The following is a 15986-nucleotide window of genomic DNA, read 5'->3' as shown; positions in this document are numbered from 1 at the left end:
TCGGTAGAAATGGACTTGGCACTGTTACAACGGTATCGACAAGTCTGGGGTGAATCCTGGCGACAGCGCAAACGTATGGAACCGCCAAAGCGTTTGCCCCATGAATTGCAGTTTTTGCCGGCGGCTTTGACGCTGCAAGAAAGCCCCTCCCACCCAGCTCCCAGAATTTTAATCTGGGCCATCATTGTGTTTGCTGTTCTAGCACTGTCTTGGGCGTATTTTGGAAAGATCGAGGTGGTGGCCGTCGCCCCTGGAAAAATTGTTCCTAGCGGGAAAACCAAGCTCGTCCAGTCCAGTGAAACAGCCGTGGTCAAAGCGATTCATGTCAGCGACGGCCAGCTTGTCAGTGTTGGTGAGGTATTAATTGAACTGGACCCCACTTCGGCGGGTGCAGAGGTTCGGCGCCTTCAAAGCGACTTGCTGGCCGCGCGCATTGATCAGGCTCGCAGTACCGCCATGTTAGAAGCCATTAACCATCCGCAGGAACCAAGGCTTCCGCATGAAAGCCTGCAAGAGGCAAATGCGGATCAGCTCCTTGCCACTCAGCGATGGTTACAAGGGCAATATCAGGAGTACAGAAGTCAGCTCGAACTGGCAGATGCCGAGATTCTTCAACGCAGTGCAGATATCCAGGCGGCCCAGGTTCAGGTGTCGAATTTACGCACGACCCTGCCGATCGCCACTCGACTGGCTGAGGACTATGAACGCTTGCTCACCCAGCAGTACGTGGCGCGTCACGAATATCTGCAAAAAGAGCAGGCTCGTCTGGATGTATTACGACAACTCAGCGTGCAACAGGCAAGCGTGGCGCAGTCCACTGCGGCACAAAATGAAGCCCGGCGCCGCCGCGAAGGTGTGGTGGCCCAAACCCGGCGAGCCATGCTTGATCTGCAACAGGAAGCTAGCCAAAAAGAAGCAAGCCTGGTTCAGCAGCTAGCGAAGGCGCATTACCAAGAGACCTTGACCCAGCTTAAGGCTTCAGTGGCAGGCACCGTACAACAGCTTGCCGTACATACGGTGGGCGGTGTCGTCACTCCCGCGCAAGCCCTGATGGTCATCGTCCCTATGGATCAGCCCGTGGAAGTAGAGGCGATGCTGGAAAACAAAGACGTTGGTTTTGTCCGCGCCGGCCAAGCAGTCACCGTAAAAGTAGAAACCTTTACGTTTACTCGCTACGGAACCGTCGAGGGTGAAGTACTCAGCGTCTCCAATGACGCTATCGAGGACGAAAAACGCGGACCTATCTACAGCAGCCGTATTCGCCTCAAAACCAACAGCCTCATCATCAACGGGCAAAGCGTAGCGTTGTCGCCGGGGATGTCTGTCACGGCCGAAGTGAAAACCGATCAGCGTCGAGTGCTCGATTACTTTTTGAGCCCCTTGCAGCAGCATATTGATGAGAGCTTGAGAGAGCGTTAAGGAGCCAGCATGAGTTTTTCTCCACGAGCAGGTTCGGTCTTCGGTTTCGAAAACAGTCTTCTGTGTGCGTTCACAAAATAGGTCTGTCTATGAGAGTTTCTTTTTTCCCTATGGCAAGTGTTTGGCTGACATATGGACTGGCGCTAAGCGGTTGCAGCCTAGTCGAGCCACATTCACGGACAAGCTGGGAGACAGATTCGCGGGTGTCGGCTCAGGAAGTTATTTCATGCGCACAAAAAACCGTTCAAGAACTATCCGTTAAAAACCCCAAATGGGACGCAACCATTACTAGATCAGAGGCTCACAACGGAATACTAGAGACGGGCAATTATCCAGACACCAACGCCACTGGACTAAGAACTCGCGTCACTTTCCAACCCGAAACGCACCAACTTACAGTAGACATTAAAGCTAGCGATCCCTACTACATGGACCTTGGAGCCAAGGAGGGAGCAACCCACTTCAGGCACAACATGGAAAACTGCCTTCCCAGACAAAGCAAAAATATTCACTCCAAAATATCTAGTACCTTCCCATGCCGTCCCGCTTTTAGAACACGAGATTACAGAAATGGATGAAGCATACAAACCCTCTGCAGCGAGAGTCAGCATACGCTATTTATTAATTGCATTTTTTATTCTTTCAGGATTTTCCATTGGTGTTTTCTCTCGAGAAGTCGAGTGGAAGGGGAACGAGTCAGTCGTGAGAACGATAGAAGACCCAAAAACGATTATTAAACGCACAGAATCATTCAATGAAAGCTTGAAGCGCAAAGGCTACGCGGGAGCTATAAAAAATTGCTCTGACATCTATGACTTTCCTGTTGGCGTTGCAAATGGAAACCATAGCTTTGGTAGCGTCTGCACTTATAAACACAATCAAATCGCAGAAAAAGTTTTCGTTTGCAACGATATGATGGTGGGATATTTTTCGATGCTAAATGAGTTCACCGATACGGATCAGTGGAAAGTTAAAGCCATTTACGAGAACTGCTACGGTGGATAGGCTTGCATTCAAACTACCGTCCTAGTCAAATCGATATACATTTGAGGTGGGCTTATGCTCGATAATCAGCAGTTACGAGATTTCATTAAGAAATCAGTATCCAGTTCAGAGATTGGCAACACTAGTCCCTATGTGTCCGTACTATCCACTGGAAATAGCGGATTATCCTTCGGCGCCCTTCAAAATGATGTAGGTAATAACTCTATAGCTCGGACTGCCTTCCGAAACATCTTGGATGCTGAAGTTAGTTTGGGTGCTCTAACCTCGGCACAGGCGGACAGTCTATATTCAAAAGCCAGCCAAAATCTGCAGCTAAGCAGCACTGAGCGGGCCATGGTGGACAAAGCGTTATCGGCACATACCAGCTTAGTCGACGCTGCGGATGAGCAGCAACTTACTATTATTGAACGCTATGTAAATCTTGCCCTAGACGCCGCCAGCAAGAACCCAAATGGTCCTGGTGGTTTGGATCGAAACGGCTTGGATTTGCAATTTGTTGCCGAATTGGCCATGTGGGGCAATCGAACTGGCGGACTGAGTAGCTCCGCTCAATTTCTTGAAACTGCCACAGAAGTCAGCCGACAAAACTACGAATCAGAATATCTTTCAAAACAAGCTCAGTTCACAAATACCTCTGAAGTTTTTTCCCGCTGGCAGGAAAGAGTAGATGAAGCCACGCTGTCAGGATTATTAAAAATAACAATAGACGCATCCAACAAGGGTCTGTTCACTCCGCTTGGCTTGGATGCCACCCTTGGTTATTTCGGCATAAAACTATCGACCCTATCAGACATCATTGATAAAAACGCTTTTAACGTTCTGCTTGACGACATGACCAACATCTCAATTGACAACATTGGCAACGTTGAGCTAGACGCAGACGGAAACATTAAACTCAATCTATCATCAACCGAGTTTGGCAGTGCAACATCTGTTTTGTACAGAAGCAACGGCATTCAAGTGAGTATTGCAGGGATCACTCTGATCGATGCTCCCAAAGAAGCTCAAATAACCATAGGCCAACAAAACGTCTCTGTACTAAATCGCTATGGCGACTTGTCAGCGACATATCGCTTAAGTAGCGAAGGTGTCATCGTCACTTGGAAAAATGTCAACGGCGGATTGACTGTAGAGCAGACCTACGGTTTTGATGGGGTGCCAGTCAAGACCACTTGGAAACAAAACGGCACTACGTTCACCGGCGCGGAACCGGACTTGGCTGCGTTCATTTCCAAGTCTTCCATCCAAGCAAACGACTCAGCTCTGGCTGGAGCACTTCAGGCCAAACAAGCTGCAACCACAGATACCCTCGGAACAGCTGCCGACGGGGTGGCAGCGGGGACAGACAATGCGGCATCCTTGAGGTATTTGCAAAAGCGCCTGGGATTGGAGGGTGTTTCTGATCGCTGGGCACCGATTGCGTTGAGCGGGGCTATCCCCGCTTCCTTGACGTTGTCGAATAGCTTGGCGGCGGCGATCCAACAAGCGATCAATAATGCCCAGCAACGCTGGAGTACCCCGCTCGCCTCCATTTTCAATGTTCAAGTGTTGGGTTTCGGCAACCAACCATTGCACCGTTTACCTTTAGTGCTGGATTTATCCGGCAATGGAATAAAACTGGTTGCCCCCTCCCAAAGTAACGCGGTATTCGACCTCAACGCTGATGGGATAAAACGCCCCGTCGGTTGGGTGGGCGCGGACAATGGCATCCTGGTTTTTGATACAAACCGCAACGGTGTTATCGATAGCGCTGCCGAATGGTTTGGCGAAGCTTTTGTCGTGCCAGGCAGCACGGGGCCGGCCGGAAAAAATGGCTTCGAAGCATTGGCTAAGCTGACGAAGTCAGGGAGTACAGTGTTCTCCCGGGAGACAGCACTGATCAATCCGCTTACTGGTACCAGTTATTTTGACGCACTGAATGTATGGGTGGACGCTGATCAAAACGGTGTTTCGACCGCCGGCGAGCTAAAAACTTTGGCGGCCCTGAACATCAAGTCCATTGATTTGACATCGGTTCATGATGGCCGACAGATCGCAGGCGGGCTGATCGACTCTACCGCCGGTTTCACACTCAACAACGGGGCGCGCCTGGACATCGCAGATATCGGCTTGAGCGTGCAGACCTCCAGCAGCCCCACGACCTCGCCCATCAATCCAGGAGCTCTGATTTTTGCCGAGTACGCATCCAAAAGCTTCGCCGCTATGGCGGCGGGTCAGGCACGAGGGGTTGATGCTGCGTTAGCGACTCATGCGCCAAATTTTACTGGATTAATGAGCGCGTTACGCACTTGGATGGCGAGCGCACGTTCACATACTTATCAAGGTTATGCGAACCCGCTCATCAAGACTAAGGATCCGGCGCTCATTACGACTTACGAAGGCAGCAACCCCGCCACTCAGCGTGGAAATACTGCTGGGAAGGATGTCATGACGTTGATGCAACAGGGCAGCGCCTACTACACGACGGTGCGCTCGACCTTGCAAGCAGTCGACGCTGGGGCCAGCGCGCTCGCTCGGGCGCAAAGTGCTGCTCAGGTGGCCAACGCGGTATCAACAGCTGACAGTCGCGCCGCGGCTCAGGCCCAAGCTCAGACAGCCGCAACGGCATGGGGTGCAGCCGCGACATCCTATTTGAATACTGTGGGCGCTTGGGCGACCTATGCTGCGCAGTTAGAAGCGCTGCGTGGCGGACTGAACAACCTGGTTCCGATCAATCAGTCCTATACCGGACATTTGCCTGGTGGCTACACATTCTTTTCTCCTCAAGACTCCGGTTTTGCAGCGGACACCTTCACTGCTTATACGGCGGTGCTGCAATTGTTCAGGGACCTAAAAATCGGTGTAGATGCGTCCTTGGGGGCCTTTGCCCAATCGGCTGGTTATGCCAAAGCCTACACAGGGGTTAGCGGTGGGACGGTTACGTTGGGCAATGGCTACAATCTGGTCCTGGCAGGCCAGGGAGCACAGCGATTTGTGCTCAACAGCAAGGTCGACAATGTGCTGCTCAGTCAGGCCAGCGGCCAGGTCACCCTGCAGGGGTTCCAAGCCGGTAGTGCCGGCGACCAAATTCAGCTTCTGGGACTGGGAAATGCGGCTGCAATTACCAGTATTCAGGGCGGCCTTCGGGTTAGCGCAGCCGACGGGCAACGCTATGTTGATTTGTTGGGTGTCACAGCCCAAAGCCTCAACCTATTTGCTAACTTCAGCGGCGTTCGCGCCCTCTCCTTTGCCGGTTTCAATCAGGCTGGCGTACGTAGTTTGCAAGGTAACTCACTCAACGACGGCCAAGTGCATGTCAATGAGATCACGGCTTCAAACCTCGGCGATACATTGATCGGCGGTGACTGGGCGTCGGTGCTCAGAGGTGGTACCGCAAACGATACGTTGGTAATTAAAGGTCAAGGCTACTGGCTTGATGGCGGTGGCGGTGTTGATCAAGTTAGTTACGCCGACGCTACAGGTAGCGTCATCGCGAACCTTTCCACTGGTAAGGACAGCTTCGGCAGCACGTTATACAACATTGAAAATCTCGCAGGATCTACCTGGCGCGACATACTGACAGGCTCCTCAACGAACAACGTACTGACAGGTGGCCGTGGCAATGATCGCCTTGAAGGCGCTGGTGGTAATGACGTTTTTGTCTTCGACCGCGGCGATGGTCAGGATACGGTGTTCAACGGCGTCTCCGGCAATGCTAGCCCCAGCTCCATCTTGAAATTGCGCGCGGGCATCAAGGCCAGCGATCTCTGGTTATCGCGTGAAGGCAATAATCTGGTGCTGACGGTACTCGGCAGCCATGATCGGGTTACGGTCCAAGACTGGTTTGCCGCGGACTATCGCAAGTTGGCGGCCATCGAACTGGATAGTGGTCTCAAGCTGGGCAGCAATGGGGTGGAACTTGCCATTGCGACGCAACAAGCCTGGAAACAGGCCAATCCCACCTTCGATCCGCTAAATCCCAGTACTGCGGGCCGAGCCCCCTCATTGGCGGGGTATTTCACCGCTCAGGTAGAAATCCCCCTGGTGCCTTCGGTGTCCAGCGTAGCCTTGGAAACAAAGCGCACTTTTGAATCGGGAAGCGTCACTCAAGGCAAGGGGCTGGCTGGCACAGCTGTCAACACAGCGACGACGGCGGTGACTGCTCTGAGCACCAAGATCACCTCAATCCGCAGTTTAGCTGCCCAGGTTTCCTCGGTTTTCCTGAACCCGAATCAGAACACCTACCGCTATCAGACCAGCCAGGACGCTCAGACATATATCGTTTCTACGCCAAGAGATTGGAACTCTACAAACCCGCTATTGGGACGGCCAAGCTATGTCACAAGCTTTCAGCGAATAACGGCCCTGAACGCCGATGCTTTCTATATTCAAAAAACGATAGATATTTCTTCACCGTCATCGACTTCCACTCCTGCTGAAAAGCTTGAGCGAGGTGTTGGCGCGGTCGGTGCTTCCATCACAGACCTGACCGCTATTACCAGCTCACTTTCTACGGCAGTTACCGCGGGGCAGGCCGTCGCCTCAAGCGCAACAGCTCGGCAATCGGCACTGGAGCAAGCGGTAAAGGCCAACGACACGAAAAACCTGTCAACAGCCCAGTTGGCCGGGACTGCAGCGAGCGCCTTTGAACAAGGTTTGGGGCGTACGGTGGTCCTTTATCAGGATGCACTTTCCCGATTATCCGAAGCCTCTTTGCTCATCACTCGGAACCGTGATCGTTTGGGCAGTATCTTGCCGGCTAACAGTACGACGACCACAAAACGATTTATTCCGACCAATGTTTTGAATCCTAACGTCGGAACCTGGGTTGATGTCATCACCACCACCCGCTATGACTGGGCTTCGGCTACTGATAAGAACAAGGCAGCTGCAATCCTGTTTGCGCAGGCAGCAGCGCAGGACGCCTATGCGGCAGCCAATGCCAGCATGCAAACCTACAAAACGGCGCTGGGCTCGATACTGGGATATACCGATGTTCGGTTTCTGTCCGGCACTAATGCTGCAGCGACGGCCTCTGCGGCAGGAAGCCTGTTAATTTCCGGAGCCGGGAGCAACCAAGGTCTAACGGGCGGCGCAGGCCGTGACACTTTACTGTTCACCGATATCGCTGGAGCGAAAGGTCACCTAGTTAAAAACTTCCAAGCCGGACTTGGAGGCGACAGGTTGCTGCTCAGCGCTGGCTTAACAACCGCCTATCTTGACCAAGATGCCTCCACACAGGCACGTGTTTCCTATGCGACAGGGGGGCCACTGCTCACGTTGACCGGCCTGAACCTGAACAACCTATCGCTGTATGACAATCTGCTTGGGGTCAGCACTGTGGATTATTCAAAATTGGTGCGAGGGATCGACGTATCGCTGGACTCGCTAACACCACGTGATTTCGACGGATTCACCCATGTGCAAAACCTGACGGGAAGTGCCTTCGCCGATCGTCTGAGCGGTGACAGCCGGGACAACGTACTCAATGGTGGTGCCGGTGCGGATATGCTGTCTGGTAAAGGTGGAAAAAACACGCTGAACGGCGGTGAAGGCGTGGATACCGTCAGCTATGACGGCGCACCTTCAGGCGTCCTTGTTGACCTATCGAAAGGTACCGCGAGTAATGGTTATGGTGGGGTTGATCGCCTGACGGGAATTGAGAATGTCTTGGGCTCGGCGTATGACGACATCTTGTCCGGCGATGCAGGCGCAAATCGTCTTCAAGGTGGCGCAGGTAACGATCTTCTGAGCGGTGGTGGTGGCTATGACCGTTATGTCACTGCCAGAGGCAAGGGACATGACACTGTCGTCAATGGTATCGGCGGAGTACGGGGGGAACTTCAGATCGACAATGAAACTCGACAATCATTGTGGTTCGCTCGATCTGGCAATGATCTGCGTGTCCAATTGCTGGGCAGTGATACCGATATCACCGTTCAGGGTTGGTACGACGCTTCCGTCAGCAAACTTGAAAAAATTGCGCTGGGGGGAAGTAGTTCTGGCTATGTGCTGGGTGCTCAAGTGGATCAATTGGTTCAAGCCATGGCTGGATTTAGCGCTAGCCATCCTGGATTCGATCCGAAAACCTCCGGTGTGATCTCGGATGCGTCTTTACTGGCAACCGTGAACAGCAGTTGGTTGACCACCCCTGCTACATGAAAGATACAAAGACCCAGGGTTGTTACAGAGACCTGTAGCAACCCTGTTTAGCTAGTAACTGAGTGACTCAAGCCCACGCCACCGTCAACAACCCAGCCCCAAGCACCACGCACAACGGCGAATAGACCCAGGTGTCGAGCCTGGCGAAAGTCGAGCCCTTGACCTCCTTGAAGAAGCCCACCAGCTCCGACTCGCCAATGGCCCGGGCGAACATCAGCAAGGCGATCGCGCTGATCAGCCATTGCAATGCCCGATGGGTGACCGGCTGCGCCAGCAGGCCGACTCGTAGGCACACCAGCAGCGCAATCATCAGCAGCGCCAGAGCCACCAACAAGGTCAGCCAGCCCGAGGGGTCGAACGCCGGTCGCAACGCCCCCCCTTGCTTCACTGGCACCTGAGGCACCACCGCCAGGGCTGCCCATCGCCCACCCAGGGCCCAATACAAATGAATCAAGCTGATGGTCGCAAACACTGCGACCAGCGTCCGTGCTAATAAAAGCGTCATTCGCCAGCCTCCTTGAAAAAGGTTGAACAATCATCCTAGCTGGAATTTGGCATTTCGCTGGGACCGGCGCAGATTGCCAGATTCCAGAGAATCACTCATTGCCCAGGATCAAGTGTTCAACCTGCTGGCATCCAAGCCCTCCTACAGGCCCGCGGAGACCTTATCGGCCACATCCTTGGGCAACCAGGCCTGCCAGACCTGTGGATGGGCCTTGAGGAACGCCTCGGCGGCTTCGCGCGGTGGCGTGTGCTTTTCGCTCATCTCGGCCAGGGCCTTGTTCAACGGTTCGATAGGCAGGTCGACCTTGCTGAAGAACTCGGCAATGTCCGGGTATTGCTTCTGGAACGGCGCGGAGACGCCAATCGACAACTTCGAGGCCAGTGAACGGGTCGGCTTCGGGTTGGGGTTGTCGGCGTCGGTCAGGGTTTTCCAGGCCTCCGCATCGAACGGCGGCTCTTGCAGTTGCACCAGCTTGAAACGTCCGAGCAACGGCGTGGGCGACCAGTAATAAAACAGGATCGGCTTGCCCCGGCGGATCGACGAGCTGATTTCCGCATCCAGCGCCGCCCCCGAGCCGCTGCGGAAATTCACATAGCTGCCGGACAGGCCATAGGCCTTGAGTTTCTGTTTGTTGACCACTTCGGACGTCCAGCCGATGGGGCTGTTGAGGAAGCGCCCCTTGTCGGGGCTTTCCGGGTCCTTGAACACGTGCTTGTAGCGCGCCAGGTCTTCAACGCTGCGCAGGTCCGGTGCCAGGGGCTTGATGCCCTTGGCCGGGTCGCCCTTGATCACGTATTCCGGCACCCACCAGCCTTCGGTCGCCCCCTTGACCGTATCGCCCAGGGCAATCACCTTGCCTTCGGCCTCGGCCTTGACCCACACCGGGCTGCGCCCGGCCCACTCTTCACCGATCACCTGTATGTCGTTATTGGCCAGGGCGGTTTCCAGGGTAATGGTGGTACCCGGCAATGTGTCGGTCGCAAGCCCATAGCCCTTTTCGACGATGATCCGCAGGATATCGGTGATCAGGCTGCCGCTTTCCCAGTTCAAGTCAGCGAAGTGGATCGGCGCTGCAGCGGCTGACGCCGGGAGTGGCGAAACCAACACAGCGAAGGTGGCCCAGGCAGCCAACCACTGTCGAACTCGTTTCATGCGTTGTACCTCGTGCCAGACACAGCCATAGCTGAACGGCCCTGCGCAACCGAACGCAAGCCTCTGAATAGTTCAGTCAACTGACTGTAGCCGAGGTTCCAGCGATATTTCGTTAAAACCGTTACCGGTCCTGGGCGACCGAAGCCCCAGCGAACCTGGCGGTCAGCGGCGCTGCCTGCCTCACTCGCTGGCCTTGAACGTCACCAGCTCGCCCTTGCGCCACTTGGCGGCTTTGGCGGTGACCGCCTTCAGGGTCTTGGTCAGGCCTTCCTGCAGCTGTTCATTGGCCGCGAACACCGTCACCACGCTATGGCCTTCCTTGAACAGGATCGCGTGACCGGCGGGGGTCGTGACGAACGCGTAGTCCCCAAGGCCATAGACCGTCAGCTTGATTTCGCGAAACTTGATTTCAAACTTGCCGCCTTCACGACTGGGCAACACCGCTGCGCGAAAATGATCGCCGACCTTGAGTTCGAGCCTGGGCTTGTCATCGACCACCAGGGCCGATTCGGTGTCGATTTCGGCGACATAAATACCTTCGGCGGTCTGCTCGGTGATGTAGACGAAACGTGACTGGAATTGTTTGACCAGTTTTGCCCGCAGGTCACCAAGTACAAATAACGCATGCATGTCGAGATTACTTACTGCCAAGGAAACATCCCCATCTTTGAAAACGGTCCGCCCTCTGAAAAGGACGGACCACGAGAACCCGTGCCGACTGTAGTGTCGCAATGGACCTGAAACTGAAATTCGAAGTGAACGGCGCGCCCTGTCCCGGAGCGAGAGGAGACTAAAGGATTGCCGCTCTCGCCGTCTTTCCCGGAAGGCGTCAGAGGCTGAAGGAAAACGCCACTCTGAGCATCGGAAAAGATCGGACTACTAACTTTAGGGAAATTTCCCACTTAAAAAAGCATTTTTCTGACATCGAGCCCAAAAAAAATTGCTTTAGATAGGCACAACCGTCCCCACGGCACTGCGGATTCTAGAGCAGTCGCAGGCGTGGAGACTACCCGAAGTACTCGACAATTCGTCGGTAAACCATAGAAAAGGAATTCGCATGGCCACTTTCACAACCCAGACCCAACCAGCCCCCCCCTGCATCGTGGAGACACACGACAGGTTCGACGGGGTCGATTGCCTCCCCGTTTCGTTGATTCAACCGCGCTACCGGGTCGTCCTGGCCGGCAAGTGTTTCTTTCATATTGAAGAAACTTCGACGGGACGCGTAAGAGGATTCCGGACCGATCATAACGAAGCCTGCTACCTGGCCAGGCGTCTCGAACGCAGTGCCTGAGCTCATATACGCCCGTCCATGACTTAACTCAGCCGCCGACAGGCAACTGCTGCCATACTGCCTGCCCGCGAAGACCGTCTCCCATCGACGGATCGCGCACCAACAATATGACTTTTGAAGAGAAGGCGCGACGTGACGGAATTTGATATCGGCGAATTTTTTATCCGGGGCGAAGCCAGAGAGGTTGAAGGCGAGTTCCAGGCCGTCATCGTGATGCGCGCCAAACCGCCCCTGACCGCTGTCAGCTGCCACCAAGTGGAAAAGGACCGCTGGTTCAAGACGTCGGAGATCGCTGCCGAGGCCGCCAGGGAAGTGGCCAAGGCCTTGAAGGCCGCGGTGGATGAAGGGGCCTTGAAAGCCTGAGTCCGATCGAACTCCTGACGAGCGCTTGCCTCAGATAGAGGGAAGCCACCGAGGCGCCACGACGGCGCCCGCTCAAAGGAGTCCCCCATGGAACAGCCATCCTACGAACTCAATACCCTGTTCGACCAACTAGGCCTGCCCTCGGACGGCAAAGCCATCGACGATTTCATCATGGCGCACCCGCTGGCGCCGGAGATTAAGCTGGTGGAAGCCGATTTCTTGGCACCACACCAGAAAGCCCTGCTCAAGGAATGGATGCGCGCCGACGGCGAAGAAGCTCTGTTGGTAGACGAACTGAACGTGCGCCTGCACGGCGGTAAGTAGCGCCAAGAACCATGAGTCCCCTGTGGCTAGGGGATTGGTGGGAGCAAAGCTTGCTCGCGATACAGGCGCCTCGATCCCTCATGAGACCGCGTCGCCTTCATCGCGGGCAAGCCTTGCTCCCACAGATAATTTCCTCGCCACAAAAGCGCCTTTGCCACTCAGTGGCGTTGAGGCCTAGCGCGGTTTCTCGGGTTTGTAGCCCAAGCGCAAACCACCCCAATGCCGCCCCTTGAGCATGATCGGTACGGAAAGGTCGTGCATCAACTCACCCGTGTCGCGGGTGTAGGTCTGGAGCAGCACCGGCTGTTGGTGGCTGCCGCAGCGGATCCCGGTGCGATCGGAAAATTTGCGCTTGGTGCGGTTGTTCAGCGTGTCCACCTGCGGGTCGCCGGTCAGCGGCTGGCTGAAGACCTTGTTGTGAGTCGGCACATAACCTTGCTGGGTGCAGGCAATCGCAAACACCAGGCCTTCGTGGCGGGCAAGCAATGGCTCCTGGATCGCCGGCAGCACCTGATCGGTGTAGCGGTCGAAACGGGTCTGGTATTTGGCCGGCTGGGTGTTGGGGATAGGCTGGTAGCTACGGTCGAACAGATCCTCCAGGCTGACCCGGCCCTGGTCGATATCGGCCTCGAATTGCGCGGCGATCTGGCTCGCCCCTTCCCGTGCCAGGTCATAGACCCGTTGGTGATAGTCGTCCAGGCCCACCTCGGCCAGGCGTTCGCTGATGGTTTCGGCCTGGCCTTCCATCTGCACCGCCGCCTCGGCGAGGCGCTGAGTCTGCTGGTCGCTGATGGACAGGTCGCCGCGCATCTGCTCGATGGCATGGAACAGGCTGTCGAGTTGCTCACGATTGGTGTCGGTGCCCTGGGCGATGGCGCTGACCTGAGTTTCCACACCCGCCGCGAGCCGGGCAATGTTTTCCAGGTGCTGGCCGGTGTGTTCGACCTGCTGCACACCGCTGTCCAGGTCACTGGCCAATTGACGGATCTGTTCCACCACCTGGGCGGTGCGCTGCTGGATGTCCGCCACCATCACCCCCACTTCGCCGGTCGCCGCAGCCGTGCGCCCGGCCAGGCCGCGTACTTCATCGGCCACCACCGCGAACCCACGACCATGCTCACCGGCCCGTGCCGCCTCGATGGCCGCGTTCAGCGCCAGCAGGTTGGTCTGGCTGGCGATGGACTGAATCACCAGGCTGACCCGTTGGATTTCATCACTGCGCACGCTCAAGGCCTCGATCAACTCGCGGCTGTCGTTGGCGCGCTGGCTAAGCTGGTGCATACGGCTGATGGACTCCACCAGTTCGCTGCGCCCGGCCACGCTGCTGCGATGAGCTTCACTGGCGGCGCTCAGGGCCTGCTGGCTGAGTTGTGAGGTGGCTTGTTCGGTGGCGATCATCGATTCGGCATTGCTGACGATCTGCGCGGCGGCGTCGAGTTGCGACTGGACCTTGCCGGCCAATTGCTTGACCGAATAGGCGACTCCGGCCGCCGACAACGCGTTATGGCTGGTGGTGTAGGACAGGTCGCGAGTCAGCTCGGCCAAGCTGCCGACGCCCTCTGCCGGTTCAGGCACGGCGGCCAGGCGAGAACGCAGGCGCGGCAGCCAGACGATAAGCATCACCAGCGGCAGGCCCAGGTACAGCGACCAGCCGCCCAGGGCCATGCCACACAGCAGCAAGGTCAGGGCGAGACTCTGCAGGGTCGGCGTCAGCCAGCGCGCTGCGTTTTTTGTCCCAGGCACCGAGGCAGGCACCGCTCCCGCCAGAGATCCGTCTGTCGCCATGTTCGTCACCCACAATTCTCGTTGTTATGACCGCATTAAACGCCACTACCGAGCCATTATCCATGGTCCATTAGTCGTGTTCTTGCAGCAGGTCAACGGGAGTAGATAAATAGCCGGGAGACGAAAACAAAAGATCGCAGCCTTCGGTGAGAAGGCTGCGATCTTTGTTTGAGCCGGGAATCAGGCCTGACGTTGGTGCTTATCGATCTGCTCGTGACGTTCCTGAGCTTCGATGCAGTACTTGGTGGTCGGGCTGATCAGCAGGCGCTTGAGGCCGATTGGCTCGCCGCTGTCGTCGCACCAGCCAAAGCTGTCGTCGTTGATACGGTCCAGGGCCTGCTCCAGCTGAGGCAGCATGCGCTGGTCGCGATCGATGGCGTTAACCAGCCAGGTCCGCTCTTCTTCTACGGAAGCAGCGTCCGCTGGGTCAGCCGGGGTGTCCAGGCTCTCAATGGCGATTCGGTTCTGTTCGATGCGCTCGTGGGTTTCGACTTTCATGTTCTGCAACAGCTTGGTGAAGAAAGCCAGCTGCTCGGCATTCATGTAGTCATCCGCCGGCATGGCCAGCAACTTTTCCTTTGTCATTGATATCTCTATAAAAAAACGTGCATTAAGGCGAATTATGGAGCGTCCCGCAGCGCAGCTGCCGCGCTCATCGGGAAGGCGCCGTCTATTCCAAGCGCCACCCGGCACTCAATTTACGAGGGGCGGCAGTCTAAGGCCGAGTCGAGGCCTCAGCAACTGAAAACATAGGGAAAATGTCCGACAACCCCTTCAAATGTTCTCTGACAGGCTTTTGGCGGTCATCGGAGTGCGTTTATAACAAGAAATTCAGTGTAATAGCTGTATTAAGAAGACAAATGGCAACGCCACGCGGGTCAGGCGTGGCGCTTTGTCGCAGGACAGGGACCTTCAGCGCTTGAGTTTACGCTTGTTGCGGTACTGGTCGATGACCACCGCCACCACGATGATCAGCCCCTTGATGATGTCCTGGATGTAGGCATCGACACCGACGAAGGTGAAACCACTGGCCATCACCCCGAGGATCAGCGCCCCGATCACCGTTCCGGTGATACGCCCCACCCCACCCGCCAGGCTGGTACCGCCGATCACCGCCGCCGCAATCGCATCCAGCTCATAAGACATGCCCATGCCGGCCTGGCCGGTCGCCGCCCGCGCCGAGGCGACCACCCCGGCCAGCCCCGCCAGCAACCCGGCGATGCTGTAGACAATCACCAGGTGGCGCTTGACGTTGATCCCGGAAGTGCGCGCCGCCTGCATGTTGCCGCCGATGGCGTAGGTGTATTTGCCGTACTTGGTGTAGCGCAGGGCAATGTGGAAGATCACCGCCACCACCAGGAAGATGATCACCGGCATGGCGCCATGGCCGATGGCGGTGTAGGAATCGGACAACATGCTCACCGGCTGGCCTTCGGTGTAGTAACGCGCCAGGCCACGGGCCGAGACCATCATGCCGAGGGTGGCAATAAACGGCGGAATGCCGGTCATGGCGATGATGCTGCCGTTGATCGCCCCCGCCAATAGCCCCACGCCGAGCCCGGCGACCACCGGGATCCACACCGGCAGGTCCGTCAGGGAAGGAAACACCGCCCGGGCGAAGTCCGAAGTCTGGGCCAGGCTGGCGGCGATCATGGCCGACAGCGCCAGCACCGAGCCGGACGACAGGTCGATGCCGGTGGTGATGATCACCTGGGTCACGCCGATGGCCAGTAGGCCAATGATCGATACTTGCAGGATCATCAGCACCAGGCGCTGGGAGTTCATCAGGAAACTCTGGTCGCGCATGATCCAGCCGAACATTTCGAACACCAGGCCAATGCCAATCAGCACTAGGAAGATGCTCAGTTCCGTCGGCAGCCGCCGACGCGTCCTGGCCGGTGCGGCCGCGGGTTTGTTTTCCAGTATCGCGTTCATAGCCATTCACCTTTTTTATTGCGTGCCAGCGGCGCAGGTATCGCCGCCGACGTCGATTCGTTT

General features: G+C 56.2%; 12 protein-coding genes. 6 read left to right on the top strand and 6 right to left on the bottom strand.

The features are described 5' to 3' along the window. Positions 1–9: 9 nt before the first annotated feature. The 3 genes from EPZ47_RS12330 (at position 10) to EPZ47_RS12320 (ending at position 8565) form a co-directional block, all read left to right on the top strand. Positions 10–1419: an HlyD family type I secretion periplasmic adaptor subunit gene (locus EPZ47_RS12330; RefSeq protein ID WP_135845018.1), complete on the top strand. Its 1410-nt coding sequence runs from the start codon at positions 10–12 to the stop codon at positions 1417–1419. A 570-nt stretch (positions 1420–1989) separates the two neighbouring features. Continuing rightward, positions 1990–2424 carry a hypothetical protein gene (locus tag EPZ47_RS12325; RefSeq protein ID WP_135845017.1) on the top strand — a complete coding sequence of 145 codons (435 nt, stop codon included), beginning with the start codon at positions 1990–1992 and terminating at the stop codon, positions 2422–2424. A 54-nt stretch (positions 2425–2478) separates the two neighbouring features. After that, on the top strand, positions 2479–8565 hold the full coding sequence (locus EPZ47_RS12320; RefSeq protein WP_135845016.1) for a calcium-binding protein: 6087 nt from the start codon (positions 2479–2481) through the stop codon (positions 8563–8565). Positions 8566–8632: 67 nt separating this feature from the next. Here EPZ47_RS12320 and EPZ47_RS12315 read toward each other — a convergent pair whose 3' ends face one another. The 3 genes from EPZ47_RS12315 to EPZ47_RS12305 form a co-directional block, all read right to left on the bottom strand. Then, complete coding sequence (locus EPZ47_RS12315; protein WP_135845015.1) at positions 8633–9070, bottom strand: DUF3995 domain-containing protein; 438 nt, start codon at positions 9068–9070, stop codon at positions 8633–8635. A gap of 141 nt (positions 9071–9211) precedes the next feature. Beyond that, positions 9212–10222 carry an ABC transporter substrate-binding protein gene (locus EPZ47_RS12310; RefSeq protein WP_135845014.1) on the bottom strand — a complete coding sequence of 337 codons (1011 nt, stop codon included), beginning with the start codon at positions 10220–10222 and terminating at the stop codon, positions 9212–9214. A 180-nt stretch (positions 10223–10402) separates the two neighbouring features. After that, positions 10403–10852 carry a hypothetical protein gene (locus EPZ47_RS12305; protein WP_135845013.1) on the bottom strand — a complete coding sequence of 150 codons (450 nt, stop codon included), beginning with the start codon at positions 10850–10852 and terminating at the stop codon, positions 10403–10405. A gap of 427 nt (positions 10853–11279) precedes the next feature. On the opposite strand from EPZ47_RS12305, the gene EPZ47_RS30415 reads away from it, so the two are divergent. From EPZ47_RS30415 to EPZ47_RS12290, 3 genes are all read left to right on the top strand, one after another. Beyond that, entirely contained in the window at positions 11280–11516 is a 237-nt protein-coding gene (locus tag EPZ47_RS30415; protein ID WP_135845012.1) for a hypothetical protein, read from the top strand. 132 nt (positions 11517–11648) lie between these two features. Further along, the gene (locus EPZ47_RS12295) at positions 11649–11879 is read left to right on the top strand and encodes a hypothetical protein (protein ID WP_135845011.1); all 231 of its coding nucleotides are present in this window, start codon (positions 11649–11651) and stop codon (positions 11877–11879) included. Between the two features lie 87 nt (positions 11880–11966). Continuing rightward, positions 11967–12203, top strand: a complete 237-nt coding sequence (locus tag EPZ47_RS12290) for a DUF2789 family protein (protein ID WP_135845010.1) — start codon at positions 11967–11969, stop codon at positions 12201–12203. A gap of 174 nt (positions 12204–12377) precedes the next feature. Here the strand turns inward: EPZ47_RS12290 and EPZ47_RS12285 are convergent, their stop codons facing one another. From EPZ47_RS12285 to EPZ47_RS12275, 3 genes are all read right to left on the bottom strand, one after another. Continuing rightward, a complete protein-coding gene (locus EPZ47_RS12285) occupies positions 12378–13601 on the bottom strand; it encodes a methyl-accepting chemotaxis protein (protein WP_406550165.1) in 1224 nt (407 codons plus the stop codon). Positions 13602–14168: 567 nt separating this feature from the next. Further along, the gene (locus EPZ47_RS12280) at positions 14169–14573 is read right to left on the bottom strand and encodes a TraR/DksA family transcriptional regulator (protein WP_003202859.1); all 405 of its coding nucleotides are present in this window, start codon (positions 14571–14573) and stop codon (positions 14169–14171) included. 327 nt (positions 14574–14900) lie between these two features. After that, positions 14901–15923, bottom strand: coding sequence for an ABC transporter permease (locus EPZ47_RS12275; RefSeq protein ID WP_135845008.1), 1023 nt, complete (start codon positions 15921–15923; stop codon positions 14901–14903). Positions 15924–15986 lie beyond the last annotated feature (63 nt).

It is taken from the genome of Pseudomonas viciae, assembly GCF_004786035.1.
Lineage (GTDB): Bacteria > Pseudomonadota > Gammaproteobacteria > Pseudomonadales > Pseudomonadaceae > Aquipseudomonas > Aquipseudomonas viciae.
The sequence above is the reverse complement of the archived record's forward strand: the minus strand, read 5'-3'. Positions and strand labels throughout refer to the sequence as shown.

Excerpts from the sequence above, each read along its gene's own strand:
- EPZ47_RS12315 (WP_135845015.1), bottom strand. The coding sequence starts at position 9,070 with ATGACGCTTTTATTAGCACGGACGCTGGTCGCAGTGTTTGCGACCATC.
- EPZ47_RS12305 (WP_135845013.1), bottom strand. The coding sequence starts at position 10,852 with ATGCATGCGTTATTTGTACTTGGTGACCTGCGGGCAAAACTGGTCAAA.
- EPZ47_RS30415 (WP_135845012.1), top strand. The coding sequence starts at position 11,280 with ATGGCCACTTTCACAACCCAGACCCAACCAGCCCCCCCCTGCATCGTG.
- EPZ47_RS12285 (WP_406550165.1), bottom strand. The coding sequence starts at position 13,601 with ATGATCGCCACCGAACAAGCCACCTCACAACTCAGCCAGCAGGCCCTG.
- EPZ47_RS12280 (WP_003202859.1), bottom strand. The coding sequence starts at position 14,573 with ATGACAAAGGAAAAGTTGCTGGCCATGCCGGCGGATGACTACATGAAT.
- EPZ47_RS12325 (WP_135845017.1), top strand. The coding sequence starts at position 1,990 with ATGGATGAAGCATACAAACCCTCTGCAGCGAGAGTCAGCATACGCTAT.
- EPZ47_RS12290 (WP_135845010.1), top strand. The coding sequence starts at position 11,967 with ATGGAACAGCCATCCTACGAACTCAATACCCTGTTCGACCAACTAGGC.
- EPZ47_RS12275 (WP_135845008.1), bottom strand. The coding sequence starts at position 15,923 with ATGAACGCGATACTGGAAAACAAACCCGCGGCCGCACCGGCCAGGACG.
- EPZ47_RS12320 (WP_135845016.1), top strand. The coding sequence starts at position 2,479 with ATGCTCGATAATCAGCAGTTACGAGATTTCATTAAGAAATCAGTATCC.
- EPZ47_RS12330 (WP_135845018.1), top strand. The coding sequence starts at position 10 with ATGGACTTGGCACTGTTACAACGGTATCGACAAGTCTGGGGTGAATCC.
- EPZ47_RS12310 (WP_135845014.1), bottom strand. The coding sequence starts at position 10,222 with ATGAAACGAGTTCGACAGTGGTTGGCTGCCTGGGCCACCTTCGCTGTG.